19 protein-coding genes are annotated in these 25,620 nt (G+C 64.2%); 1 reads left to right on the top strand and 18 read right to left on the bottom strand.

Annotated elements, in window-relative coordinates; genetic code table 11:
• Positions 1 to 13: 13 nt before the first annotated feature.
• From BUB09_RS08970 to BUB09_RS08885, 18 genes are all read right to left on the bottom strand, one after another.
• Positions 14 to 2,449 carry a tetratricopeptide repeat protein gene (locus tag BUB09_RS08970; RefSeq protein ID WP_072896837.1) on the bottom strand — a complete coding sequence of 812 codons (2,436 nt, stop codon included), beginning with the start codon at positions 2,447 to 2,449 and terminating at the stop codon, positions 14 to 16.
• A 27-nt stretch (positions 2,450 to 2,476) separates the two neighbouring features.
• On the bottom strand, positions 2,477 to 3,886 hold the full coding sequence (locus BUB09_RS08965; RefSeq protein ID WP_072896835.1) for an HlyD family type I secretion periplasmic adaptor subunit: 1,410 nt from the start codon (positions 3,884 to 3,886) through the stop codon (positions 2,477 to 2,479).
• Positions 3,883 to 6,120 carry a peptidase domain-containing ABC transporter gene (locus BUB09_RS08960; protein WP_072896833.1) on the bottom strand — a complete coding sequence of 746 codons (2,238 nt, stop codon included), beginning with the start codon at positions 6,118 to 6,120 and terminating at the stop codon, positions 3,883 to 3,885. The genes BUB09_RS08965 and BUB09_RS08960 overlap by 4 nt, the downstream gene beginning before the upstream one ends.
• A gap of 167 nt (positions 6,121 to 6,287) precedes the next feature.
• Positions 6,288 to 7,535 (bottom strand): glycosyltransferase, encoded by a 1,248-nt coding sequence (locus BUB09_RS08955; RefSeq protein WP_072896831.1) that lies wholly within the window; start codon positions 7,533 to 7,535, stop codon positions 6,288 to 6,290.
• A gap of 63 nt (positions 7,536 to 7,598) precedes the next feature.
• Positions 7,599 to 8,765: a hypothetical protein gene (locus tag BUB09_RS08950; RefSeq protein ID WP_072896830.1), complete on the bottom strand. Its 1,167-nt coding sequence runs from the start codon at positions 8,763 to 8,765 to the stop codon at positions 7,599 to 7,601.
• A 20-nt stretch (positions 8,766 to 8,785) separates the two neighbouring features.
• Entirely contained in the window at positions 8,786 to 11,650 is a 2,865-nt protein-coding gene (locus tag BUB09_RS08945; protein ID WP_175550151.1) for a glycosyltransferase, read from the bottom strand.
• Positions 11,651 to 11,852: 202 nt separating this feature from the next.
• Entirely contained in the window at positions 11,853 to 12,203 is a 351-nt protein-coding gene (locus BUB09_RS08940; protein ID WP_139250216.1) for a hypothetical protein, read from the bottom strand.
• A 483-nt stretch (positions 12,204 to 12,686) separates the two neighbouring features.
• Entirely contained in the window at positions 12,687 to 15,560 is a 2,874-nt protein-coding gene (locus BUB09_RS08935) for a sensor domain-containing protein (RefSeq protein WP_175550150.1), read from the bottom strand.
• Positions 15,561 to 15,916: 356 nt separating this feature from the next.
• On the bottom strand, positions 15,917 to 16,219 hold the full coding sequence (locus tag BUB09_RS08930; protein ID WP_175550149.1) for a DUF3613 domain-containing protein: 303 nt from the start codon (positions 16,217 to 16,219) through the stop codon (positions 15,917 to 15,919).
• A 16-nt stretch (positions 16,220 to 16,235) separates the two neighbouring features.
• Positions 16,236 to 16,967, bottom strand: a complete 732-nt coding sequence (locus BUB09_RS08925; protein ID WP_139250214.1) for a tetratricopeptide repeat protein — start codon at positions 16,965 to 16,967, stop codon at positions 16,236 to 16,238.
• Positions 16,964 to 17,905 (bottom strand): type II secretion system F family protein, encoded by a 942-nt coding sequence (locus BUB09_RS08920; protein ID WP_072896820.1) that lies wholly within the window; start codon positions 17,903 to 17,905, stop codon positions 16,964 to 16,966. Before BUB09_RS08920 ends, BUB09_RS08925 begins: the two co-directional genes overlap by 4 nt.
• Positions 17,902 to 18,822 (bottom strand): type II secretion system F family protein, encoded by a 921-nt coding sequence (locus BUB09_RS08915; RefSeq protein ID WP_072896818.1) that lies wholly within the window; start codon positions 18,820 to 18,822, stop codon positions 17,902 to 17,904. Before BUB09_RS08915 ends, BUB09_RS08920 begins: the two co-directional genes overlap by 4 nt.
• Complete coding sequence (locus BUB09_RS08910; RefSeq protein WP_072896816.1) at positions 18,819 to 20,039, bottom strand: TadA family conjugal transfer-associated ATPase; 1,221 nt, start codon at positions 20,037 to 20,039, stop codon at positions 18,819 to 18,821. The genes BUB09_RS08915 and BUB09_RS08910 overlap by 4 nt, the downstream gene beginning before the upstream one ends.
• 23 nt (positions 20,040 to 20,062) lie before the next feature.
• On the bottom strand, positions 20,063 to 21,259 hold the full coding sequence (locus BUB09_RS08905) for a CpaE/TadZ family protein (RefSeq protein ID WP_072896814.1): 1,197 nt from the start codon (positions 21,257 to 21,259) through the stop codon (positions 20,063 to 20,065).
• A gap of 63 nt (positions 21,260 to 21,322) precedes the next feature.
• Positions 21,323 to 22,642, bottom strand: coding sequence for a type II and III secretion system protein family protein (locus tag BUB09_RS08900; protein WP_245793214.1), 1,320 nt, complete (start codon positions 22,640 to 22,642; stop codon positions 21,323 to 21,325).
• Positions 22,643 to 22,801: 159 nt separating this feature from the next.
• Entirely contained in the window at positions 22,802 to 23,761 is a 960-nt protein-coding gene (gene cpaB, locus BUB09_RS08895; protein ID WP_084083287.1) for a Flp pilus assembly protein CpaB, read from the bottom strand.
• Positions 23,762 to 23,809: 48 nt separating this feature from the next.
• Complete coding sequence (locus tag BUB09_RS08890; protein WP_072896808.1) at positions 23,810 to 24,346, bottom strand: TadE/TadG family type IV pilus assembly protein; 537 nt, start codon at positions 24,344 to 24,346, stop codon at positions 23,810 to 23,812.
• A 97-nt stretch (positions 24,347 to 24,443) separates the two neighbouring features.
• Entirely contained in the window at positions 24,444 to 24,623 is a 180-nt protein-coding gene (locus BUB09_RS08885) for a Flp family type IVb pilin (RefSeq protein WP_072896806.1), read from the bottom strand.
• A 153-nt stretch (positions 24,624 to 24,776) separates the two neighbouring features.
• On the opposite strand from BUB09_RS08885, the gene BUB09_RS08880 reads away from it, so the two are divergent.
• The gene (locus BUB09_RS08880; RefSeq protein WP_072896804.1) at positions 24,777 to 25,619 is read left to right on the top strand and encodes a symmetrical bis(5'-nucleosyl)-tetraphosphatase; all 843 of its coding nucleotides are present in this window, start codon (positions 24,777 to 24,779) and stop codon (positions 25,617 to 25,619) included.
• Position 25,620: the final 1 nt, after the last annotated feature.

The following is a 25,620-nucleotide window of genomic DNA, read 5'->3' as shown; positions in this document are numbered from 1 at the left end:
CGGGCACGCGGACTCAGGCGCTGCGGGGCGGCAGCGCGCGTTGCAGATCGGCCAGCGCGCGCTGTGCTTGCGCATGGCCACGGCGTGCCGCGCGGCGCAGGTAGTCGCGGCCACGGTCGATATCGACCGGCGTGCCCAAGCCGCGCATCAGACAAACGCCCCAGTTGAATTCGCCATCGGCGTAGCCGGCGTCGGCGGCTTGGCGCAGCAGCGCCGCGCCGTGCTCGACGCTGGCGGGGTCCGAAAGCATCTGGACCCGCAATCCGCCCAGCGCGACCTGCGCCGGCCGGTCGCCTTGGGCGCTGGCCTGCTCGAACCAATACAGCGCCTGCGGCTGCGAGGCTTCCAACGCGATGCCCTTCAGATACAGGTAACCCAGCACCCGCTGCGCCACTGCATCCCCGCGCTCGGCAGCGCGTTGCCAGGTCGGTAGCACGTCGGCCAGACGGTCGGCCGGCGCCGCCTCACCCACCGGCTGGAGACGAGCCAGCGCCACGATCGCCGGCAGGCTGCCTTGCGCGGCCGCTTTCTGATACCAGTCGGCCGCTGCAGCGGTCGCCTCTGTCGAGTCGGTTTGACGCTCCCAGTACTCGCCCAGTCGCAGTTGCGCGTTGACGTCGCCGGCTTGGGCCGCGCGCTCCAGCCAATGCAGGCCGGCCTCGATGTCCGCCGTGTCGTGAGACGGGTCCAGCAGCAGAGCGCCGAGCAGGTATTGGGCGACGGTCTGATGGGCGTCGTGGGCGCGAGCTTGAAGCTCGGCAACCAGCTCGGCGCGGCTCAGTCCCGGGTCGCGGTCGGCGTCCCACCACTGCACGACGCGTAGCCACGCCGGCGGACTGCCCAGATGCGCCGCGCGCGCCAACCAGTGCGCCGCATCGGACTCCGCCGTCGATGCGGTCACCGATGCGTCATCGTAGTGCTGGTGCAGCATCCAGGCCGCCAGCGCGCTGCCGTCGCGGGCCAGCTCGGTCAGCTGGGCGATGCCGCGTTCGCGGTCCTGCTGCACGCCGACGCCGCGCAAGTACAGCGAGGCCAGATGGCAGGCGGCATCGCCACTGCCCAATTCGACGGCGCGCTCCAGGCAGCCCGGCGCCGCATCGGCGCTGAGGCTCGGATCGTCAGCGGATGCGTCGGCGTGCAATTGTCCGATCGCCAGCCAGGCCTCGGCCGATCCCAATTCGGCCGCCGCCCTCAGATGAAGCAGCGCGGTTGCGATCGATCGCGGCATGCCCAGGCCTTGCTGAGCGAGCGAGCCAAGCCGGTAATGTGCGGCGCGCGAGCCCAGCTCCGCCGCCTGCTGCAGCAACTCGACGGCGACGGCGGGATCGCGGTCCAGACCGTGGCCGTTGAGCCGCATCACGGCCAGAAATTCCAGTGCGCCAGCATGGTGCTGCTGTGCTGCCTTCTGCGCCCACACCACGGCTTGGGTGGCGCTGCGCGGCAGCCCTTTGCCATCGAAGTACAAATGCGCAAGCAAGTGCTGCGCTTCGGCGATGCCCTGATCGGCTGCTTGGCGGCACAGTGCGGCGCCCGCGGTGTGCGAGTCGGGGCGATCCGGTGCGGTCAGCAGCTTGATCAGCGACAGCGTCGCCAGCTGATGGCCGCGCGCGCTGGCGCGTCGCAGCCAGGTTTCGGATTCCGCCGCGTCACTTACGACGCCCTGACCGATCCGGTGGGCCTCGCCGAGGTAGTACATGCCGAGCGGGTTGTTCGCCTCGGCCGAATTGCGGATCAGCCGGATGCCCATCGCCGCATCGCGCTCGACGCCGTCACCATGTAGATACAGCAAGCCCAGCCCGGCCTGTGCGTGGGTGTCGCCGCTGATCGCCGCCGCTTCCAGCCACTGCGCGGCGCCGACTTTGTCGGATCGGGCACCGAAGCTGCCTGATAGCAACATGCCGAGGCCGAGCTGACCGAGTACGCACTGCCGGGTCGCGGATTCGCGAAACCAATGTTCGGCGGCATCGATGTCGCGCGTCAGGCCGATGCCGGTCGCGAGTTGATAGCCGAGCCGCGCCTGCGCCGCCGGATGGCCGTCGGCCGCTGCCGACTGATTCCAATGCGCGGCCGTTTCCGGGTTTTTGCGGATGCGGTTGGATGCCAGCAGCCGATCGAGCGCTGGCGCCGCGGGCTCGTCTGCTGCCTCGGGCTGCGAGTTCAGTGGAACGCCGGTCAGATACAACTCGCCGAGTCGCGACCGGGCGTCGATCTCGCCGGCGTTGGCGGCCTGCAACAGGAGACGTTCGGCTTCGACGAAGTTCTGCACCATGCCGCGCCCGTGCAGCGACAGCTCGGCCAGGTGCCACTGCGCAGCAGCGTGACCGGCATCGGCCAACGGGCGCAGCAACGCGGCCGCCTCGACACAGCGATCGGCGTCGATCAGCGTCAACGCCGTCTGCAGTTGACGCGCCGGGTCTCGGCCCAGCCAGCGCTGGATCAGGCCCTTCATCGGGCCGGCACCATCGCAACCACCGCGCTACTCGGCTTCACGCATCGCCTCCGAGCCGGTGCGCATCGCGCCCTCGGTCAGGTAGCTGAGGATCGTGCGGCTACCGACCAGCACATCGCCCGAAACCGTCATGCCGGGAATCAGACGGAAGTCGTCTGGCACGCCGCGCAGCTTGACCTCGGTGATCGCGACGACGACCTTGAAGTAGGTCGGCACGGGCTGATTGTTCTCATCGGTCGTGAACGAGGCTTCGCTGATGCTCTTGACCGTGCCGTGGGCCAGACCGTGGCGAACGAAGGAGTACGCGTCGACTTTCAGGTTGACGCGGTCACCGACGCGGATGAAGCCGACGTCCTGTGCCGGAACCCGAACCTGCGCTTCGAGTGCGGCGTCGACCGGCGCCAGCGTGAACAGCGCGCCCGCCGAGCTGGGATCGCTGAAATTGGTGGTTTGCGCCACCGAGCCGGTGGATATCTTGCCGACCTTGACGACGATCGCCTCGGCTGGCGACGTCAGCACCGACATATCGAGCAGCTTCTGAGCCTTCTGCAGGTTTTCGCGCGTGGCGTTGTAGTCGTCGCGCGTGGTCACCAGCTGCGCGCCGGCATCGGATCGCCATTTCTGGACGAAGCCGGCCTTCTGCGCACGCACCGATTCCACGATCTCGGCCTGAGCGGTGATCTGGTTCTGCGCCTCGGAATAAAGCCGGCTCATCTCCTCATGCGAATCGCGTGCGCCCAGATACTGCTGGCGCGACACGTAGCCGCGTTTGACCAGCGGCTCGTACATGTGAAGCACGTCGGCCGCCAGATCAAGCCGCTTCTTGTACTGCTCGGCGTCGCGGCGATGCTGGGTCAGCAGCGCGACGGCGCTGGCGATCTGCGCATCAAAGTTGGCCAGAGAAGACCGCAGTTCAGACTGGCGCTGCAGCCAGATTTCGCGCTGCACGGCAGCGAACGGATTCGGCGACGCGGGTTCGTACGGTCGATCGCTATGCTCGGCATCGAGACGCTCGACCTGGGCCGCATCGCTGTCGAGACGCTGCTGCAACTGGGCAACATCGGCGCGCGTCAACGTGGGATCAAGCTCAGCCAGCGGCTGGCCCTTGAAGACGCGGTCGCCGACCTTGACCAGCACCGAGCGCACGACACCCGCATTCAGCGGCGAGACGTAGATCTGCCCGTCCACCGGCTGCACCGTGCCGCGCCCGACCACGACGCGATCAAGCTTGACGAAAGCACACAGCACGACCGCGAGAACCAGCATCGTCATCACGATGTACAAAACCGGCCGCTGCGCGCGTGGCGTACTGCGCGCGATCAGGTCCATCGACTCCGATTCGAATGCGCTGACCAGCTCCACCAACTCTCGCTCGCGATAACGAGGCAGCGGCGTTTTGCGCAACGGTCGATCGATCGGTGCAGGCAGCTTATTCACGATGACGGCCCCTGGCTGATGGCAGCCCGTACGGCGCTGGTGGCGCCGCGTTCAATATGTCGGTTCTGCTGGTACCACAGCTGTTGATAGATATCGCAGCGCGCCAACAGTTCGTCGTGAGTGCCAATGTCATAGAGCTTGCCGCGCTCCAGTACCAGGATCGCGTCGGCCTCGATCAACATCGACAGGCGATGCGAAATACTGATCACGGTCCGGCCTTGGGCGATGCGGCGCAGGTTGGCGTTGACGATCGCCTCGCTTTCGGCGTCGAGCGCGCTGGTGGCTTCATCAAACAGCAGTACCGGCGGATCGGCCAGCAGGGCCCGCGCGATCACCAGACGCTGGCGCTGCCCGCCCGACAGGTTGCTCGCACCTTCCTGCAGCCAAGTGTCATAGCCGCGCGGCATCCGCTCGATGAACTCCTCGGCGCCTGCGAGCTGGGCTGCGCGAATCACATCGGCCAACGAAGCGTCCGAACGCGATGCGGCGATATTGTCGCGAACCGTGCCGGAGAACAGGAAGTTCTCTTGCAGCACGACACCAACGCTGCGCCGCAAGTGAGCCAGATCGATCTCGCGCAGATCGATGCCATCGATCTTGATCAGCCCGTCGTACGAGGTATTGAACCGCTGCAGCAGGCGCGTGATCGTCGTCTTACCCGAGCCGCTGCGGCCCATCACGCCCAGCATCATGCCGGGCTTGAGTTCGAAGCTGATGCCGTCGAGCGCATACGGGGCGTCATTGCTGTAGCGGAATCGCACGTCCTTGAACGAGATCGCACCCACCACTGGCTGACGCGTACCCGTGCCGCTCTGCCCTTCTTCGGTCGGCGCATTCATGACCAAGGCCAGCTCTTCGAGTGCGCCCTTGAACTCCGAGTATTCCATCTGCAGCTTGGCGATCTGGATCAGCGGCTGACCGACCCGCATCGCCAGCATCGCAAACGCACCCAGCGAGCCGGCGGTCATCGCATCGCTCATCGTCAGCGCCATGTACGCACCAACACAGAACGACCCGGTGTAGATCAGCCGCTCGAAAGGCATCGCCAGGGTGTTGGGCAGATTCGCGAAGCGGCCCAGCGTCAGCCGCGCCTCCATCGATTCGGCAACACGCTGATCCCATTCGCGGCGACGGCGACCTTCGATCGCCAGGGCCTTGATCGTGCGGATGCCGTACAAGGATTCGACCAGGTGCGCGCTGCGCTTCTGTTCGGCGCGAACCACCGCGCTCGATCGCACCGACAACGGTTTGACGAACAGCATCACGATGACGAAGACGATCAGCGCCAGCGCGATCACCAAGCTGGCCAAGCGCCAGTCGAGAATGATCAAGGCCGGAATCAAGCCAATCAACGGCACCGCGTCGAACAGCGTGCCGAACAACTGCTGGACCACGAAATTGCGTACTTGCCAGATCTTGCTGACCTGCGCGGTGATACGGCCGGTCGGATTGCGCTCGAAAAAGCTCATCGGCAGCTTGAAGATGCGCTCCATGATGAACAGGTTCAGTCGCGTATCGATCCGAGTGGCAGCGACTTCGAGTAGCGCACGGCGCAGATAGGTCAGTACGACTTCGAACACCAGAACGAAGCCGATTGCGCCGGCAAGCACCTTGAGCGTCGACATCGACTGGTTCGCCAGCACGCGGTCGAGCACGATCTTGAACATGAACGGCGGCGTCAGCGCGAAAAGCGTGCAGACCGTGGCAGCGACGGCGATCTCGATGAACAAGCGCCGCTCGCGCATCACCTGCGCCATCAGCCACGACAGGCCGAACGGCGCATCTTCGACGCTGGCCGTACTGCCACGACGAAACAGCAGCAACTCGCCTTGCCAGATTCCTGAAAGACGCGCCTCGTCGACGGCCAGCGGCTCGCTGTCGCGGCTCATCGGATCTTGCACCAGCGCGATCAAGCCCTGCTGCGGATCGCGCTGGATCGAGCGCAACAGCAGCGCGCCGCCGCCATCGACCCGCATCAAGGCCGGTAAAGCGCCCTCGAAGCGCGTCAGATCCTGATAGCGGACGTGCACGGCCTTGGCACGCAGACCCAGATCCTGCGCGATCGCCAGCACGATGCGGGTTTCGGGCTCGCCCGGAGGCAGCGCGTAGCGACGCAGGATGTCGTGGTAACGCGCTTCTATACCGTGCTGTTGGGCGATGGCAACCAGCGCGTGAATCAAGGTGCTTTCCGAGCGTTGATCGCCGGAATGAGAGGAGTCAGCGCGATACGACATTCGAGACCAGTCCAGCCGGGTCGGCAAAGCGCCCGTCAGCGAGAGAAACGAGGGAGGCAGCCGGGGGCACGTCGCCATACGCGGCGACGCGATCGGCAGCAGCGCTACCAGCGCGCGGTCGGGGGTAGATCAACATGAGGTGACGATCCTTCATCACGGCAGCGGCATCAGTGTCCGGTAGCCGGTCGATGGCCACGCTGCAGGTCCTGCAACAGCTTAATCCAGCGCGGCAGGATCTTGCGCTTCAAGTCATAGCGGCGCACGGCGGTTTGACGCGCCGCGCGGCGCAGTCGACGCGCCAGCGCTTGGTCGCTCAGCAGCGTGACGACGCGGTCGGCGATCTGCTCGGCGTCGAAGAAGTCGACCGCCAACCCGCTGACCTCGTCGTCCATGACCTCCATCACCGGGGGCGTCGATGACCCGACGATGGCGCAACCCGCCGCCATCGCCTCGATGAAGGACCACGACAGAATGAATGGATACGTCAGGTACACGTGAGCCGACGAGATTTGCAGCAGGTGACGGAAGCGCGTGTGATCAAGAGCCGGCAGCATGTGCAGGCGGCGCGGGTCGTACTGACCGTCGATCTCGGCAAGAAGTTGTTCGCGATAGGTCATGCCCGGCGCGGCCGGCGTGCCGTAGCTGACCTCGTCGCCGCCGACCACGACGACCTGGGCGCGCGGGCGCCGACGCATGATGTGCGGCACCGCGCGCATGAAACTGTGAAACCCCCGGTATGGCTCCAGATTACGAGCGGCGTACGTCACCACTTCGTCCTCGGCCTTCAACTGCAAGCCAAGCGCGGGCCAATCGAAGCAGGCCGACGGATCGGGCTTGAGCGCGTCGGTGTCGACACCTTCGTGCAGTACCGTGATCCGTTGACGCAGTTCAGGCGGGAACAGGCTGCATTGCCACTGTGTCGGCGTATTGCCCCAGTCGGCGGCATCAGCGGACATCAGGATCACGCCATTGCGGACCCGCAGACGCGCTGGATCGGCGAAGTCCGATGCGTATTCCGGGTCAAAGCCGATGTCAGCACCGTGCCGGTGGTAATAGAACTCGAAGTACGACAACAGCGGCGCGCCAGGAAAAACATCCTTGACGAACAGGGTCTCGCCCCAGCCCGAATGACCGATGACGATCGCCGGCTCGAACCGATACTGGTCTCGGAGCTGCCGGCACGCATCAGCGACCGCCGCACCAACGCGGATCGCGCGATCCATCTCGACGCCGACGCCGGCAGCGGCAGGTGACAGCGCGCCGTCGACGGCATAAAGCAGGGTTTCGACGCCCGGAATCGGCACGCCGACGCGCTGACCAATGCAATAGACGCGGTTCGCCGGATCCAGCGCGAGATGCCGTATCAGGTGCAGGTACTGACCGGGCACCGTTTGATGGATGAACAGATAGTTCATGCAATCCCAGTGAGTTTCAGAGCCGGCGACACGCGAGCGTCTCGATCACGGGCTGAACTCCCATCAGGACTTGCCGGACCGGCCACTGGAACGACGCGAGGTTTTGGACTTGGATGGCGACGTGGCAGCTGGCGTGGTGGACGACGGGCTGGCGCTGGTTGCCGCATCGCGGCTCGCGACATCCGGCGTCGCAGCTGCAGGCTTGGCGCGCCTGACGACCTTGGCTGCGGTTGTTGATTTGGCGTCGACAGCCGCCACCGGGGCTTTCTTCTTGGCCGTCGTCTTGCTGGCCTTTGATCCGCGGCCTTTGGTGGCGCTGCGCGTCGAGACCTTGGTGGCGACCGGGGTCCGGAACTTGCCGAAGCTGGGCGCAACCGGCTTGGCGGCTACCGGGCTCTCGGTCGGCGCGGGGCGAGCCTCGTCAGCATTGCGGCGCACCAGATACACCTGCACCGCTTCGAGCGGATCACCAGCGAGCTTCGATCGACACGGAAGCCCGGAGCGCATGGGCCCCACGACTTCGCCTGACCGGAAATATCCACGGTACTCGCATTCAAATGCGGACGCGGCATTGCCCCGAAGGCGGACAGCGAAGCCGATCAGCGGCATGCCCAGGCCTTTGGTTCCGCAGATCGCTGCGTTGCTGAGCCACGGCGTCTCAAAGCCGTTGGCCGACAGCGCCTTGTATTCGACGTCGGCGGCGGTGATCAGCGCCTGCGGCTTGATGCACAGCGCCTCGATCCACAGCCCGCTGCCCGGCGTTCCCGCCCAGTCGGCGTCGCTGATCTCGAGGTCGGCTTGGCCGCGACGGTAGACACCGACCGCGACCGGGCCACCAGCCTGCGCTGAAGCCGGCGCCGAGGGCGCGATCTGCAAACGTTCGACATTGATATCGAGCGGCTGGTGGTCGACCGTCGTACGCAGCGAACTGAGTATCAGCGCCGCTCCAGGGTCGGCGACCCGTACGACGACGGCATCACCTTCTCGTACCAACCATACGGCGCTCGTCGCGGGACGGCCGACGAACTCGACGACGGCCGGCGTCACATCGGGGCCCGCAGCGACCATCAGCGCCGGGAATGGCAACTGCACGGCGGTCGCGACCGTCGGCGCCGCTTGGCGCACCGAGAACCGATACCAGCCCGGGTCGAATTGCACCGCCTGCGTCGCCGCTTGCAACGGCAGTGTCGCCATCGTCGGCGCCGCTTGTTCCACTTCCTTGGATTCCATCAGCCTGTTCTCCTGATGCGTTACGTCGTGATGCCGGATGAGGGCAGCGCCGTGCGCTGCGTGCGGCGCGCTGGCGGCAACCGCAGTGCAGTCGGCGCCTCAGCCGCCCCCGTTGTGATGCTCAACAGCGCCGACAGCCAATCGCTCGTCGTCGCCTGGATCGGCAGCAATACACCGCGCCCGGCTTGGCGCAGGCGCTCGGCAACGGCGCCGATGTCGTAGGACAAGATCGGCAAACCCGACTGCAGTGCGTGCGTCAACGCATAGCACCACGTTTCGGGCCAAACCGACGGCAGCCAGATCATGTCTGGCTGCTCGCGCCGCAACAGTGCCGGCACTTCCGCTTCTTGATAGGTGCCGGTGACGAACACGCGCCCGGCGCGCATCAATCGGCCATCGTCGTCGGTGCGACCCATGACGACGAATTCGAGCGGAAGCTCGTCGGCCAGTGCTCGGGCCGCAACCCGGCGCAGCACCTGATAACCCTTGTGCTCGCCGATGGCACCGATCAGCGCCACTTTGATCGTGCCGCTGGCCAATCGGCGCCGCGGCGCTGCGGTCACCGGCTCGGGCTCGGACTCCGGCATGTCGACGCCGATGGCACGCTGCGGGAAGTAGCGTAAAAACCGTTGCTGCGCATCGCGACTCGGCGCCTTGATCGTGTGCGCACCCGCAAGCCAGCGATCGCTGCGCCGACGCAGCGCCGCAACGTCGATCGTTTCCCCCAGATCGGAACCCTGCGTGGCGACACAGCGCCGACACTGCGCCAGCACCGGCTCGCCGCAGTAGCGCCCGCTGCCGTCCATCAGCGTGACACGCGGACAAATCCAGCTGTAGTCGTGCAGATAGACGTGGTAGCCACAGGCCAGACGACGGACGACGTCGATCAGCCGCGCATCGACGCCGACGAAATGATGTATCTCGCAATGCGCAAGATTGACGCCCGCCAATTCAGCCGACAGCAGCTCGGCCTGCTGCGCATCGCGATACTGCAGATAGCGCAGCGACAAATCAGGGCTCCACAGTCGATACCGTCCGGGCGATTCGGACAACGGCTGCAACAGCAGGGGCAACAGGCCTTGCTCGCGCAGCTTGTCGATGCGGCCGCGCACGAAGCGGTCGACACCGCCGCCGAGTGCATGAAGCACGATCAGCGCCACCGGCCGAGCGCAGCTCTCAAGCCGCAGTCGATCGAAGCCACGCCGCCAAGCGTCGATGGCGGCCGTGCACGAGTGCTCTGCCACGTAGCGCGAATAGCCGCGGTGACGCATCTCGAGCAGATGCTGGGCGCGCGCAATCAGTGCCGCGCGACGGGGCCCGAACGAAACCCCGCCAGCGTGATGAATCACGACATCGGCTGCCAGCAAATGACGCCAACCTAGGCGACGTGCCCGCATGCACCAGTCACTTTCCTCGCCATAGCCTTTGCCGAACGATCGCCCATCCAAAGGACCGACCGCGTCCCAAGCCGCACGCCGCAGGTACAGGCAAAAGCCGACACCGACCGGCAACTCGAGCGACTGCTGTCGATGGGCATCGCGCGCATGACGGTCGAGTTGCGCCGCGATATCGACGGCAGCCGCATCGCCGGAAACGGCACGGTATCCGACGATAGAATCGTCATCGGCAAATGGCGTCACCGTGGCCACATCGTCAGCCGTCTGTGCGCAGCGCAGCAGCCGCTGCAGCCAGTCACCGAAGACGACGACATCGGCATTGACGATCACCGCATCACGAGCGCCGGCCTGCTGCATCGCGCGATTGACGGAATCGGGAAAGCCGAGATTGCTTGGATTACGCAGCAAACGGATCGCGCCACCTGCGGCGAACCGGTCCAGCGCCGCGGATAACTCCGCGTTGGGGCTGGCATCGTCGATCACGATGACCGGGTGTAACCGGGTGTCAACGGTAGAGAGCACTGACTCGATGCACGCCAGCGTCTGCTGATAGCCGTCGTAGACCGGGATGATGATCGCTGCTGCCCCGCTTTCGACCACCGAGCCCGTTCGCTGAGCTGCGGACGGCAATCCAACTTGGCGTAGATGCTGTTGTAGCCTGCGGCGCGTCAGCAGCGGCGAGCCGGGCAGTGACTCGAGGCGGCCATCGGGCAGCCGTACGCGGACGCTGACCGAATCGATCAGGCCGCAACCATCGAGGTTCAATGCGAAACGTCCGTCGGTGCCGGTACGGACCGTGTGCGAGTGTCCCTGCAGGTCTTCAACTACGACGGCCAACGCGCGCTTAGGCGCCCACGCCAATTGCACGGTACCGCGAACGTGATGACCGTCGAAGGCGCAATGGCCTTGCACGCGAAAATCGAACGGCAATCGCCAGCACGCACCCGGCACGGGGCTGCCGTCATACAGCAGCCAGACCATGCCGCGAAGATCATCTGGATTGGGCATCGGCATCGACAGCGATGCGATTTGACCGACGCGGCGACCGCGACGATGCGCCAATACCCTGCCCGACTCGGTGACCAGTTCGAACCGCGTCGATGCACCCGACGATACAGCGCAGCGCGCGTGAATCCGCAGCGTGCCATCGATCAGCGCCAGTCCACCCGAAAGCGGCATCGCAGCGCGCGCCGCCTCCTGAGCTCGGCGCCACAACCGGAACACCCGCTTGGGATCATCAACGGAATACAGCGGCAAGCGCTCTGTCAGCCGCTGCAAAGCCGCCTGCCCCCAACCAAAGTGGAGCAAACCCTCGACATAGGCGATTTCACGATCAATGCACGGAAGCAGCTCAACTGATTTGAGCAACACGCCCAACACCGCAGCGGGCTCTCGGCCGTCGGTGATCAGCAGCTGAGCAAGTAATGGAGCAACAGTGATGCGCGCCGGCGCACAAGTGCGCCAAAGGCGATCGGCAATACGAAGCATGTGGTAGCTCGACTGCGCGGGTACGAGCTGGAAAGCTGCATTGAGTTGCGCGCGAATGGCTTGGCGTTGCTCAGGCGGCAGCGCTCGAATCACTCGGACCCATGCGGTCCGATCGACAGAAGTCATCCGGGTGCGTTCGGCAAAGACCCTTCGCCCGCAGTGCGGACGAAGGGTCGTCGTGCCTCAACCGATCAAATCAAGATCAGCCTTTGAACGGGCTCGGCAGGTTGATCGTCGTGCCGGCGAGATCAAGCGTGCCGCCAGCACCCGAACCCGGGTGCAACAACGCGCCAGCAGCGCCGCCAAGCAAGTTGCCCACGACGTTGCCGACGGCATCGAGCGTTGCCGGCAGCACATTACCCAGACCACCACCGGACACGCTGGCGCCGTGAGCGGCCGGGCCAAGGGCCAGCTGCGGCGTGATCAACGAGCTGCCAGCACCAGGCGACAGATCAATGCTCAGACTCAGAGAAACAACGTTCTCGATGTAGACGCCAAATGTGGCCTGGAGTCCATCATCCAAACCGATACCACCACCAACTGAGATTGCCATGACAAACCCCCTGTGTTCCTTCGAAGTACAAAACGCAATACAGAAACCTACGCGCGCCTTCCGTAGCGTGTGCCCCAGTGTCGGACGGCAACCTGGGAGCGTCAAGTCAGCAAATCGCTATTTTTTACTGCATAAACGCATGAGTTAAGAACAAATTCATGACAGTTAATTCAGTCGGCGATAGCGAATCTGCACCGACAAACTGCATGACTTTGATCGTGACATCGAGAATGCAACATGTGTTCCAACAATCGAATCGAGAGTCCGACGACTTTGCAAATGCGACGACTTCGATTCACCTGCTGCTGCAATCCTGCCTGTTTTCTACCGTATTTAGATTGCGGAAATTCGATCGGGACGTCGGCAGTACGATGCGATCTCGCTGCCATTTCCGCCGACGCGATTCGGGGTGACGCCGATCTTGGCACTGATGCAATACGACTCGGTCGTCACGTTGAGACCGATGCGCGCAGCTTGCGCGGACTACAACGGCTCGATCGATCGGGTCTCGATCCAGTCGAGGCAGCGATGCGAGGCAATCGGCAACTGCACGCCACGGCCCGCGATATCGCTGCACGCTTGTAAGCGCAACCAAGCTGCGGTCTCGACACTGTTGACCCCGACGACGACGGTCGGAACATCACTGGCTCGTGCGATACCCAGCCCCTGACTCAAGGCCTCCGCTTGTACCGGATCGGCTGCCAAGTCGTCCGCGTCATAGCTGGCATCGACCATCAGCAGGTCCAGAGGCGGCAGACCACCTTGCTTCAGCGCGCTGCACAACGACGCAACATCGTCGAGCAGCGCCAGGCGTACACGCGCTGCATAGAGTCGCCGCAGCAGCTCGGGCGCTGACGCGCGTGCTTCGCGTAGCGTGTCGGCGTCGCTGGCGACGATCAGACCGCCGCGCGGCCAACTACCCCGCTGCATCAATCCATCAATCTGCGCCCGGAAATCGGGGTGCCGAAGTTGGGCTCCACTGAGAGGCACGATCAGGCTTGGCAGCGTCACCAGCGGATTGACGCCACTGAGGCGATCAACGCCAGGGCCCGAGGCGTCGACGTCAGCGAACCGATCGCAGAGCGCGCGCAGACGCCACAACTCGATTTCGGCCTGTAAGCCGGCCCGACGCGCGATACCGACCACTTCATCGCCGACAACGCGGCCATACTCGGGATGATCCCAGACCAGTCCGGCGATCAGCGCTCGTACGGAGCCACTGACAGCGTCAACGATCGGCAGCAATTCCAGATCGAACTCGTCGAGGGCCAATGCGGAGGCAATGCCACGCTCCAACTCGATCCGACGCCGGCGTTCGGGCGATACATCGACCTGATAGGTACAGAACTGCCCCGGCCCGGACTGCTTGGCTTCGTACATCGCCAGATCCGCATGGTGCAACAGCGTCTCCGTGTCGACATCGTCAACCGGGAAGATCGACACACCGATGCTCAGGGTCACCTGCAGTTGCTGTCCGGGAACCTCGATCGGAGCGTCGAACGTGCGCTGAATCTTGCGTGCGAGCACGGCGGCATCGCTCTCGGCGCGCAAGCCCGCGGCAATGACGACGAATTCATCGCCGCCGAGGCGCGCCACCGTGTCGCTGGCGCGCAGTAACGACGACAGGCGCGATGCCACCTGACGCAGCACCGAATCGCCCACTTCATGCCCGTAGGTGTCGTTGAAGCTCTTGAAGCGATCGACATCCATGAACAGCACGGCGACCAAGCGATTGCTTCGGCGTGCGGCGAGCATCGCCTGCCCGAGCCGATCTTGTAGCGTGGCGCGGTTCGGCAAGCCGGTCAGCACGTCGTGATGCGCCAAGTACCGGAGCCGCTGCTCGGCCTGTTCGCGCTCGGTGATGTCGACGGCAATCGCCATGAACACCGGCGGCTCTTCTTCACGTGAGAAATTGAGTCGCACCTCGACCGGGTAACCGCTGCCGTCGGCACGACGGTGCTTGCACCGGTAGGTGACATGTTCGGATTCGCCGCTGCGCAAACGGCCGAGATAGTTCAGGAACGTCTCGGTATCCAGTTCCTCGCTGATCGACAGCGGGGTCATCCGCGTCATTTCGCTTGGGTGATAGCCGAGGTTGCGCCGCGCACCGCGGTTGACCTCGACGAAGAACAGCGACTGAGCGTCGAAGATGTAAACCTCTTCGGCGGCAGCATCGAGCAATCGACCCAAGCGCTGCGCCAGATTCTCGGACCGCAGGCGCTCGGTGATGTCGCGTACGATCATCAACAAGCCTTGACTGTGATCGATCGTCATCGGCTGGACGACCAACTCCACCGGAAACGTCGTGGCATCACGACGCCAGCCGACCACCTTCGGAAGACCGGCTGCCCGCTCAGCGCCGATGTAGTCCGTGATTCGTACCGATGGCGCGTTCAGAAACGGCACCGGCATCAACTTGGCGACCGTGACGCCGTCCAAGTCCTCACGCGAGTAACCGAACATCCGCAAGGCACGCGCATTGGCAAAGCGGATCACCCCCGCAGGATCGGTCGTCAGTACGCCTTCGACCAAGTGATCAATGACGCCCTGCGACAGACGCGCCTGGCGCCGCAGCTGATCAATGCGCACCTCGCGGTCGGTGATGTCGCTGAACAACATCACAGCGCCATGAATGCTGCCGTTGGGGCGTCGCAGCGGTATGGCCATCACTTCGACCGGCCGCTGAGTGCCGTCCCGACTGCGCAGCCGCATCTCCGTGGGGCCGGAGGCCTCGTTCTCCCGGATGCAAAGCTCCGCCGGCGTCAGTGCCGACGTATGTCGATCGTCACTTGAATGAAAAACCGAATACACCAAGCGACCGATCACGTCGTTCAGCGCCCAGCCGGTGAGACGTTGCGCGGTCAGGTTCAGATAGCGAACGCCCGCGTCACGATCGACCACCAGCATGCCGCGGCCTACCTCGTCGAGCATCGAACCTGCGCGCTGATGAAGGTTGTCCCACACCCGCTCTTCGATCTCGCCCGCCGAAAACGGCATTTGCGGCGGGCGGTACTCCGGGTCCAAGCGTTGCACCCAGGGCGCCGGCGGCGGAGTCCAACGTCGCAGCAGCCACAGGCCGCCAGCCGCGGCGGTCAGCGCCAGGGCCCAGTTTGCCAACGCTGCCAGCGCCAGTTGCCGAACCGCCGAATCGCGAACCGACTGGACCAGACCCGGCGACACCATGAAGTTGATTTGACCGATGCCACTGCCGGGCGCCGCGACCGGGGCGCGCTCGAAGCGACCCGTCAGGCCGTAGATCAGATCATGAGCGCTGCGCTTAACGCTGTCGGAGATCCATGACGGCCAATCGATCTGATAGCGTTCGGCGACGGCGAGCACCACGCCTTCGGGGCTCACGACAGTCAAATAGGTCAGCCGAAGTGATGATTCTGCAAGCAGCGCCCGTGCGGTCTGCTGCAGTTGGTCGGCGTCCCGATTGCGATAGGCCTCGATCAGCGCCGGCTCGATTCGGCGCCGAGCGGCCTCGCTGTCGAGCGAAAACGATAGCCGATACGCCGAGGTGAGCTGCCACAAGCCCAAGACCAGCAAGGCAATTGCAAGCGAACCCGCCGCAATGATTGGCGGGCTGCTAAGCCTTGCACGGCGCAGGCGGCGATCGGCGGCTGCCGAGTCAGGCACTGGCCGGTCCCGAAAGGTGACGGACCGCGGTAACGCGTGTCGCCAACGGCTCGTGGGTCACGCCGTCGAGACGACTACTGTCCGCCGCCTTGAATGAAGCGATCGCGTGCGAACTCGACCGGGATCGGATGGCTGAAGCTCTTCACGTAGCGACTAAACACCTGATCGGCCACTTCACCCGGCATCGGCCGCGTCGCCGACAGCGCCACGCTGTTGCCCACCTGCAGATCGAGCCAGGCAGCGGTGGATCGACCCGACTCAAGCGCTTCGGCCTCGAGCGCAGCGGCATCGGCTGCCGCCGCAGGTTCCTGCGCGTAAGCGGCAGGCGTCACGCTGAGCAGCGCAGCAAACGCCATAGAAAAACGGACGTGTTTCATCTTCAACTCCATGCGGCTAGCCCGCGCGGCTGGGCTTGGTGACGGGTGTCGGCGCCGGACGAGGCGTCGATACCAGGATCTCGGCTTGACGACGCAGCTTGGCCAGCGTCGCCGAGTCGATATTCGATTCGCGGACGATCCTCTGCACTGAGCGCTCGTCGCGCATCAGGATCATCAGGATCAACAGGTTGTTGCGAGCCTTGTCGCTGCTCGGGTCCAGCTCGACCGCGGTGGCCATCTCGGGCAACGCATCGGGATAGCGCCTCGCCAACATCAGCGAATAACCCAGGTCGTTGCGCAGTTCGACATCGGTCGGTGCCAGTTGTACGGCGCGACGCAGATGAGACAGCGATTGCACCGGGTCGCTCTGGGCCCAAATGAGGCCCATGCCGTGATGCGCTTGAGCCGCATAGGGGCCGGCAAGCAGCGAATGGTAGATCTGCTGCGCCGTCGCCGTCTGATTGAGCTTGCGGCGGACGTCGGCCTCCAGCAGCCGAAGTTCGTCGCTGTTGCGGCTTCGCTGCTGCGCTTCGATATGTGCCAGCGCTGCATAGTTCTGGTTCTGATCGATCATGCGGCGGATCAGATCCATGTGGACTCGGCGATCCTCTGCGGCGCTGGCCTGAGTCAGTGGCTCGCCACCATCAAGCGAGCGCTCGACGACGCGCGTCGAGCCGCAAGCCGCGAGCATGCTGCAGGCGACGACGACGAAGCCGAGCGTCGACAACGGCGAGCCCGATCGGATCACTTCGCGACCCCGGACAGCGCGCGGATCAGCGAGACCCATGAGGGACCGGCGACGAAGATGATCAGGGCTGGGAAGAAGAACAGCACCATGACCACGGTCATGCGGCCCGAGATCAGATTCACGCGCTCGCGCAAATCCATCTCGCGGCGATCCTCGATCACCTGCAGCGTCTCGAGCAGCGGCTCTTTGACTTCACCGCCATAACGGTCGACCTGTCGCAGCAACTGCAACACGGTGGCCAGATCTGCAACCTCGAGAGCGTCGGCAAGCCGGGTTAGCGCTTCGGACATATCGGCGCCGGCTTCAAGCTGGCGCAGCAGGATCTCGATCTCAATGCCCAGTTCGGTCAACACACCGCGTCCCTCGCGCACCAGGCTGGAGAAAGCCTGGCGCGTCGAAAGGCCGGATTCGAACAGCAGCACCAGCACGTGAATGAACAGCGGCACTTCGGCGCGAATCTGCCGGCGGCGCGATGCGGCGATTGTCGAGCGCACACGAGACGGCAACAGTACGCCGAGGATCAGCGCTGCAACCGCCATCAGCACAAACAACACCGGGCGGGCGGTAATCCGTTCGGGCATCACCGTCCAGAAACCGAAAGCGGCACCCAGCATCAACAGTGGTGTCAGCCCCTGCATCACATAGAACACCAAGCGAGCTTCCGCACTGCGCCAGCCAGCTTGGATCATCAGCCGCGCGCTTTGACCTTCACTGTCGAGCGCCTTTTCGATCGACTTGCCGCGGCTGGCGATGCCTTGCAGCACTGGATTGGCATTGCCGATACCGAGGTCGTTGGGCACCTCGGCTTCCGGCAGCAAGCGACGCTGCACGCGCCGCGCTCGGGACGACACCACGCCCCACCAGATCAGAGCGCCAATCGTCAGCGCCGCCAAGATCAGCGTCAGCGATACCAGCGCTGCAAACAGACCCGGACTCATGCATCACCCTCGGTTGCCGAGCGCATCATCCGCCAGATCACCAGCATGCCGGCAACCTGCAGGACGAGGGCCACCACCAGCGTCGTCCGGCCGCTCTGCGTGGCCAACATGTCGGTGTAATACGCGCGGTTGCGCAAGAAGATAAAGCCGCAGACCGCCAGCGGAATGAAGGCCAGCACCAACGCCGAGAAACGGGTCTCGGCCGTCAGGGCGCGCAGTTCGCGTTGCGCCGCTTCACGCATACGGATCGACTGGATCAGGCTGCGGAATACATTGCGCAGTGTACCGCCGTACTTGCGGTTGATATTGGCAGCCAATGCCAGCACACGAATGTCGCGAATCTGGTGAATCTCGGCGGCCTCCGCCAGGACAACGTCGACCGGCGCACCGAGGCGTACCTGTCGACCGATCGATACGAACAGCGAGCGCAGTGGGTCCTGGGTTTCGCGCGCGCCTGATGCAATCGCTTCTTCCAGCGTGTTGCCGGCAGCCAGAACACGCATCACCGCCTCAAGATAGCCCGGCAGCTGCTCGACAATCTGGGCACGTCGCATCGACGCCTGCCGCGCAATTAAGAACCAGCCGATCAGGAACGCCATTGCCAGCACGAACAAGCCAGTCAATGTGCCGAGAATCAGCAGCGTCAACGGGATGATGGCCATCAGCAGCAGCAAACCCGTGGTCACGCTCGCCGGCTTGGCTTCGGAACCCGCCCGCCACAGCAAATGACAGGCCCAGCGTACGACCGGGTTGTGCACCTTGGCCTCGGTGACCACCGTGCCCGGTATCGAATCGTCCGTCGCGCGCAGCCGCTGCAGCATTTCCTCGGCGCGCTCGCGGCGGCCCGCATACAGAAACAGGTAAATCGCGCCGGCGAACATCAGCAAAGCGGCGACGCCCAGAATCGCGAGCTTCATGCGGCAGACCTAAGATCGAGGTGTTGAGCTGAATCGAGGTCGAAGCGAAACAGGTCGCGGAGCTTCAGCGGATCACCCTCTTCGCTGTAGACCTCGGTGATCGCCATCACCTTGCGCTCGCCGGTAACCAGGCGGCTGACGTGAACAAACAGATTCACCGCGGAGGCAACCTGACTGCGGAAATTGGCTTCGCTACCGGTGTAGCCAGCAAATCCGGCGAGCAACTCGAGCCGATGGACCGCCTCCTTCGGAGCATTGGCATGCAGCGTCGTCATCGACCCGTCGTGCCCGGTATTCATCGCCTGCAGCATATCCATCACCTCGTCGCCACGGACCTCACCGACGATGATGCGATCAGGGCGCATGCGCAACGCATTACGCACCAAGTCGCGCGCGGTGACGGCGCGCTGCCCCTCGAGATTGGGCGGTCGCGTCTCCAGACGGACGACATGGTCGTGCTCGAGCCGCAACTCGGCTGCATCTTCTACGGTAATGACGCGCTCGGTCGGCGGAATCCACTGCGATAGCAGATTGAGAAAGGTCGTCTTGCCGGAGCCGGTGCCGCCGACGATGATCATGTTGGCGCGACCGCGGACGCGCTCATGGAGGTAATCCAATGCCGCGCGCGATAGCGTGCCGGTATTCAACAGGTCTTCACCGGTCAGCGCGGTGCGGCGAAACTTGCGAATCGACAGACAGGGGCCGTCCAGCGCGATCGGAGGCACGATCGCATTGACGCGCGATCCATCGGGCAAGCGCGCGTCGACCATCGGCGTGGATTCGTCGACCCGGCGCCCGATCGGCGACAAGATGCGCTGAATGACGCGGACGACGTGAGCATCGTTGACAAAGCGTACGGCCGCCACCGACAGCCGCCCACCCCGCTCGATGAACACCTTGTTCGGTCCGTTGACGACGATGTCGTTGACGGAGTCATCGTCAACCAGCGACTGGATCGGACCAAAGCCGACCAATTCGTCGCGAGCGTCCTGGGCCAGCGCATCGCTTTCGCGCTGATTGACCGGCAAACGCTGCTGCATGATGTACAGGCGCACTTGCTCGGCGACGAAACGCTCGACGCGCGTCGCATCCCACTGGTCGATGTCGAGGTTACGATCCTCGATGAGCGCGATCAGATGCTTGTGCAGCGCACTTTTGAGCTGCTGATACTGGTCCGTCAGACGGAACCGCATCATTTGATCGTTGCTTGCGTTCATCGGCGTCCCCGATTGCGGCGCAGTTAGCCGAAGAGCCGGCCGAGCAGGCTCTTGCTGGCCGCGGGCTCAGCAGACTCCACTGGCGCACCGGTGATCAGCGCCGTAGCCAAACGCCGCATCTCGATCACATAAGGGTCTTTGGGATTGCTCTTGAACAAGCTTTCGCCGGAATTCATCGCCTGAATACGGCTCGCCGCGTTGGCTCCGAGCGTGGCCAGCAACGGCAGTCCCAGCAACTCGGCCAGGCTTTCGGGTTCCAGACCCAAGCGATGACGGTACTGGTCAATCACCAGTCCGACGCGATCCATCGGCGCATCTTCGCCGCGCAGCGCGCGCAACAGATACTTGTTGTGCCGCGACTTCAGGATCGATTGATCGGTCACCAGCAGCGTCCGGTCCGACTGCGCCAGCACGGCACGCAGCACGTCCAACGACGTAAAGCCGTCAACCGCCAGCACGACGCAGGCGAACAAGCCGCGCAGCACTGCAATCAAGCGCAGCAAGGGGTCGGAGTCGATATGCGGCCGGCCGAGCAACTCCTCCGGCAGGCTCAGTACATAAAGCCCGCTTTCATGCTTCGGAAACGCGGTTTCAATCAGCGTTGCATCACAGCGATGCACGTCATTGATTGCGTCCAGCACGCCGTATGTGGGGCTTAGATTCAGAAACACCGAGCTTGCGCCCGCCGGCGTCGCGAGATCGAGCAGCAGAACGCGCTCTTTGAGCCGCAGTCGCTCCTGGCATGCGCACGCGAGGTGCTCGGCCATGAACGCAATGCCGTCGTGCGGATGCGCCGACAGTACCGTCGCCAGCACGCCCTGCTTCCCACGAACACTCGGCACCGCCGTGGACGTGCGACGCAGCAGCTTGCCGACCAGTGCAGCGATATTGGCCTCGTCACGCCGCAGCACGAAGAAGTCGCGAGCACCGGAGCGCATCGCGGCCAAAACCAGAGCCGGATTGTTGTCGACGCCCAGCCCGACGACGATCAATTCCGGGAAGCGATCGACGACACTCTCGACCATTGCCCCGCGCTGCTCGGCGTTCTCTGGGTGGAACTCGATGAACAGCAACTCCGGCCGGCCAGAAAACTCCAGGCGGCTGAGCAGGTCTTCGGTGTCGATCGGCCGAATCAGCGAGAAATCGGCCGTTGCGACCGCCGTCTGCAGCCAGTTGGCGTAGACGGGATCGTCGGCAACGACAAAAGCCTGAGTTTTCACAGTTCAACCACCTGCGCCCTACGAGGGGCGCGCAGCATCCGGGCAAGCATGTCGACGCTCACATCAACGACCAAATCCGTAGTCGGACGGCTTGAAGTCACCGGTTTCCTCGAAGACGAGCCGGCCGAAGTCAGCCTTGGTTTTATCGTACGCAGCGCCCGGCAGCGGCGGCAGCTTGGCTTCGCGCGCCATCGGTCGCACCAAATGCGGCGTCACGATCATGATCAGCTCGCGATTGTTGCGATCGGTCGATGCACTCTTGAAGAACGCACCGAGAATCGGCACGTCGCCGAGCCACGGCACCTTGTCAACGTTCTGAACCAGCGTGCTGCTGACCAAGCCGGAAATCACGAAGCTTTCGCCGTCGCCGAGTTCGACCGTCGTATCGGTGCGGCGGACCGTCAGTGCCGGAACGGAGATTCCGTTGATCTGGACTGCAGCGGTGAAGTCTAGGTCGCTCACTTCCGGGGCGACTTTCAGCGCGATGCGATCGCGCGCCAAAACGGTCGGCGTGAGTGACACGCGAACGCCGAACTCTTTGTAGGTGATGGTGATCGAGGCGTTGTTACCGCCGCCGCCACCCTGCGAAACCGGGATCGGGAACTCGCCACCGGCCAGGAACGTAGCGGTCTGACCGCTCATTGCCGTGAGGCTCGGCTCGGCCAGCGTCCGCGCCATGCCCTTGCCTTCCAGTGCGCTGAGCACACCGAGCAAGCCATCGGCGGCGTTGCCGAACACCAGACTGAAGGCGTCCTGCAGCGGCACAAAGCCCGAGCCGCTCTGCAATTCAAAGCCGCCTTGACCGCTGACCACGCCGGTCAGAAGGCTCGGCGGCGCGATGCCGGCCGTGGTGTTGGCCACGTTCTTGAAGAAGTTGAAACCGTAGCGCTGGGCAACGGTGCGGTTGACCTCGGCGATCTTGATCTGCGTCGTGACCTGCGTGTCGAGGTCGACCTGGCTGATATCGGCGATCGGGTCCTTTCCGTTGGCAGCCGCCAGACTCGCGCGTCGGTGTGCCGTCAGGTTCGGAAGACGGCCCTCCAGGCTGTAGCCCTTTTCGACACGCGCATTGCCCAGTTCCGGATCGGTCGCAGCCGGCTGAATGGCATCGCGAATCGCGCCGACGCGAATCCGGTACTCAACCGGATTGGCGCCGGTCCAGACGATCAAGCTCGTCGTGCCGAGCTTTTTGCCGCTGATCAGCAGTTCACGGCCATTGATGACGTTGACGTCGGCCGTCGCCGGATCGCCGACTGCAACGCGGCGGATCGTCACGGACTCGCGCAGCAGCTTGTGCGTGCCCGCCTCGACCTGGATAACGTGATCGGCCGGCATTGCCGAAGGAACGCTGACGGCCGGTGCGGCGTATGCCGACGTCGCCATGAGCGGGCAACCCAACAGGGCGATACCCATCAGTTTGCCGCGGAGTCCGTGCTTCATTCGCGATCTCGCTTCGTTGCTACTCATTTACCTGTTCCTACTCCGACACCTGCGCAGGCGTCGGCTCCTGTTACGCCGCAGCGGCAAGATTGCCGGCGGACTCTACGGTCGTACCGCCACGGTTTCCACGTTGGATGCTCGATAGACGGGCACCTGAATCGGAGCACTGCTGGCCTTGGCCGGCGGCGGTTTGATACGCGACAGCTGCTGAATCGACAACGCCTTATCCGGAACTTTTTCAGCCTCGATCTTTGCCAGCGCATCGGGACTGGCCGGAATGCCACCGGCGACGACCGTTTCCGATGCAGGCTCGGCGGGTTCTTCGCCGGGCAGGCTCTGGCTGTACAAGGCCAAGCGCAACTCGCCCTGACTGGCGCCGAGCATCAGGCGCGTGGTGTCGGATTCGGGCACGGCAAGCACTGCCGTCCGAGTGCGTCGGGTTTGGTTGCTGGCACGCGACGAGCCCGTGCCCGACTCCTTGCGATCTTCATCTGACAGGCCGTCCGGACGGTCGACCAAACGCTCCTCGTAGGCCAGCACGCGGACCTGTTTCAGCAACACGCGTGCCTGTGCGTCTTCGACGTCGTTGCCGTCGCGCAGATAGACCAGAACATCGACCATGTCGCCCGGGCGGATGAAGCCACCGACGGCGACCACGTCCGAAATCTCGACCGAAATCGCCTGGAATCCGGGCGGAATCGCACGCGCCAGCAAATTGCCCTCGCCGAAATAGCGGCGCGTTACCGGGGCGCCGCCGTCGACATCGACGACGGGCTGCTTGCCGACGACCTGCGCGACGCTGGTGAAGTAGTCCGACGGCGCGACGGTGACTTCGACCAGCGCAACGTCATCCTTGGTGATCGGCCTGTACGCGGCCAGCGGCTTGAGTGCGACCACCGCGAGCACCTTCGGCACGACCGGCGTCGCGGGGTCGACCACTGGCGCGGATGCCTGTTGTGCGGTCTGGGCGTAGTTTTGGCTGACCTTGAAGGCCACCAGCGCCAGCACCAGCGTCAGAATCAGACCCACGACCGCCATCAGTTTGGCAGCTGAACTACTCATCAGATTGCTCCCCAATCAAAACCGTCTGGTCCGGCGACCGACGGTGAATCAAATCTGTCCTGGAATCAGGACCACGCCAACGCCCACGATCGCCGCGGGCAGGGGCGGAACAGTACCAATAAGCGGAAGTTCCAAAACGGGAAACAGGTTCGGTGCCAACAGTGGGAAGTTGATGCGGACGACCACAGGCGTGGCGCCGGTTTCAACGGCCGGGCAGTACTGGCCACCACCACCGGAGGGCGAGCAGAACGTCACCAGCACGGCTGAGCCATTGGGACCGATCGACGCGGCACGCTGACTTTCGGGAAGCCAGTCCAGCACGCTGGCGATCGTGGTCTGAGCGCGGACCGTGATCAGTCCAGCGACATCGTCGACACCCGGGTCCACCGCCACGGCGGCTTCGGCACCCTGCTGCGCGGCAAAATTGATCGACTCGTAGACCACATAGACGTACGAGTACACAAACAAAGCGTAGGTCAGCGCGATCAGCAGCGGCAGAACGAACGCGAACTCGATCGCCGTCGCACCGGATTGGTGCTTTGGCTGGACCGGGCTCTCGGGGCTCTTATTGCGCTGCGGATCCATCGCATGGTGACCAGGTGGAAAAAGCGCCCGCACAGGCGCCCGATTCGGGCCGGATGTGCGATGCACCATCCGGCCCTTGCTTGCATCGACAGCGAGTTTAGTTCGCTGCGTTGCCCAGCGCCGTCGAGATCGACGTGAACACGCTGTCGAGCTGCGGGCCGATCAGGATCAGCGCGCCGACGATGACGACGGCGATCAGGCCGGCGATCAAGCCGTATTCGACGGCGGTAGCGCCTTCTTCTTTGCTCGGCAGGCGGGTGAGGTATTGGTTAAGCATTGGTGCGGCTCCTGTTATCGGCTACTGACCCCATCAGTCAGCGTCGCTACTATGCTGGCGTACCTGAACGGGGTCAAAGCTCCCGATTGAGGCAATACCTACCGCTCATCGGTCGTGAAATCTGGGCGGCCAAGCTTACCGGACAAATGGTTCATGTCGACGTACGCCATTGGCGATTTGCAAGGCTGTTATGACGATTTCTGCCGACTTCTCGACCGTCTGCGGTTCGACCCGGCGCAAGACCGGCTGTTGCTGGCCGGCGATTTAGTCAATCGGGGCCCGCAATCACAGGCCTGTCTGCGCTACGCACGCGAGCAAGCGCAACGCACGACGGCGGTCCTTGGCAATCACGACATTCACCTGCTCGCCTGCGCGGAGGACCCGAGCCGCCTCAAACCGGGCGACACCGTGGCCGAAGTGCTCGATGCGCCCGACGCCTCCGAGCTGCTGGCCTGGCTGGCGGCGCAGCCCCTGGCAGTGCATGAACCGCGCACCGACACGCTGATGGTTCACGCAGGCCTGCCGCCGCAGTGGACGGTCGAGGACACACTGAGGCTCGCAGCCGAAGCCTCGTCCGTTCTCGGCGGCACGCGGCGCCGTGAGTTCATGGCCCATCTCTATGGCGATCAACCGCGTCGCTGGTCCGACGATTTGTCCGGTTGGGAGCGGACGCGATTCATCGTCAACTGCCTGACGAGGATGCGGTACTGCACGGCCGAGGGCGACCTGGCGATGAAACCCAAAGGCGCGCCCGGTACGCAGCCCGAGGGTCTGATGCCCTGGTTTGCGGTGCCGGGCCGGCGCAGCGCCGGTCAGCGCATCGTGTTCGGGCACTGGTCGACGCTGGGACGCGTCCACTGGCCCGACTATCAGGTTCACGGCTTGGACACCGGCTGCATCTGGGGCGGCAGCCTGACCGCGCTGAAGCTCGAAACCGGTGAACTGATCAGCCTCGACTGCGCCGGGCATCGCACCCCGGGCGTCTCAGGCGACTGAG

The organism is Hydrocarboniphaga daqingensis (assembly GCF_900129825.1).
GTDB classification, from domain to species: Bacteria; Pseudomonadota; Gammaproteobacteria; order Nevskiales; family Nevskiaceae; genus Hydrocarboniphaga; species Hydrocarboniphaga daqingensis.
The sequence above is the reverse complement of the archived record's forward strand: the minus strand, read 5'-3'. Positions and strand labels throughout refer to the sequence as shown.

What these genes read in the sequence shown, in the direction of transcription:
- BUB09_RS08930 (WP_175550149.1), bottom strand. Translation starts at nt 16,219, where the DNA reads ATGAAACACGTCCGTTTTTCTATGGCGTTTGCTGCGCTGCTCAGCGTG.
- BUB09_RS08950 (WP_072896830.1), bottom strand. Translation starts at nt 8,765, where the DNA reads ATGGAATCCAAGGAAGTGGAACAAGCGGCGCCGACGATGGCGACACTG.
- BUB09_RS08910 (WP_072896816.1), bottom strand. Translation starts at nt 20,039, where the DNA reads ATGAACGCAAGCAACGATCAAATGATGCGGTTCCGTCTGACGGACCAG.
- BUB09_RS08890 (WP_072896808.1), bottom strand. Translation starts at nt 24,346, where the DNA reads ATGGATCCGCAGCGCAATAAGAGCCCCGAGAGCCCGGTCCAGCCAAAG.
- BUB09_RS08880 (WP_072896804.1), top strand. Translation starts at nt 24,777, where the DNA reads ATGTCGACGTACGCCATTGGCGATTTGCAAGGCTGTTATGACGATTTC.
- BUB09_RS08900 (WP_245793214.1), bottom strand. Translation starts at nt 22,642, where the DNA reads ATGGCGACGTCGGCATACGCCGCACCGGCCGTCAGCGTTCCTTCGGCA.
- cpaB (WP_084083287.1), bottom strand. Translation starts at nt 23,761, where the DNA reads ATGAGTAGTTCAGCTGCCAAACTGATGGCGGTCGTGGGTCTGATTCTG.
- BUB09_RS08970 (WP_072896837.1), bottom strand. Translation starts at nt 2,449, where the DNA reads ATGAAGGGCCTGATCCAGCGCTGGCTGGGCCGAGACCCGGCGCGTCAA.
- BUB09_RS08955 (WP_072896831.1), bottom strand. Translation starts at nt 7,535, where the DNA reads ATGAACTATCTGTTCATCCATCAAACGGTGCCCGGTCAGTACCTGCAC.
- BUB09_RS08915 (WP_072896818.1), bottom strand. Translation starts at nt 18,822, where the DNA reads ATGAAGCTCGCGATTCTGGGCGTCGCCGCTTTGCTGATGTTCGCCGGC.
- BUB09_RS08960 (WP_072896833.1), bottom strand. Translation starts at nt 6,120, where the DNA reads ATGTCGTATCGCGCTGACTCCTCTCATTCCGGCGATCAACGCTCGGAA.
- BUB09_RS08945 (WP_175550151.1), bottom strand. Translation starts at nt 11,650, where the DNA reads ATGCTTCGTATTGCCGATCGCCTTTGGCGCACTTGTGCGCCGGCGCGC.
- BUB09_RS08885 (WP_072896806.1), bottom strand. Translation starts at nt 24,623, where the DNA reads ATGCTTAACCAATACCTCACCCGCCTGCCGAGCAAAGAAGAAGGCGCT.
- BUB09_RS08920 (WP_072896820.1), bottom strand. Translation starts at nt 17,905, where the DNA reads ATGAGTCCGGGTCTGTTTGCAGCGCTGGTATCGCTGACGCTGATCTTG.
- BUB09_RS08940 (WP_139250216.1), bottom strand. Translation starts at nt 12,203, where the DNA reads ATGGCAATCTCAGTTGGTGGTGGTATCGGTTTGGATGATGGACTCCAG.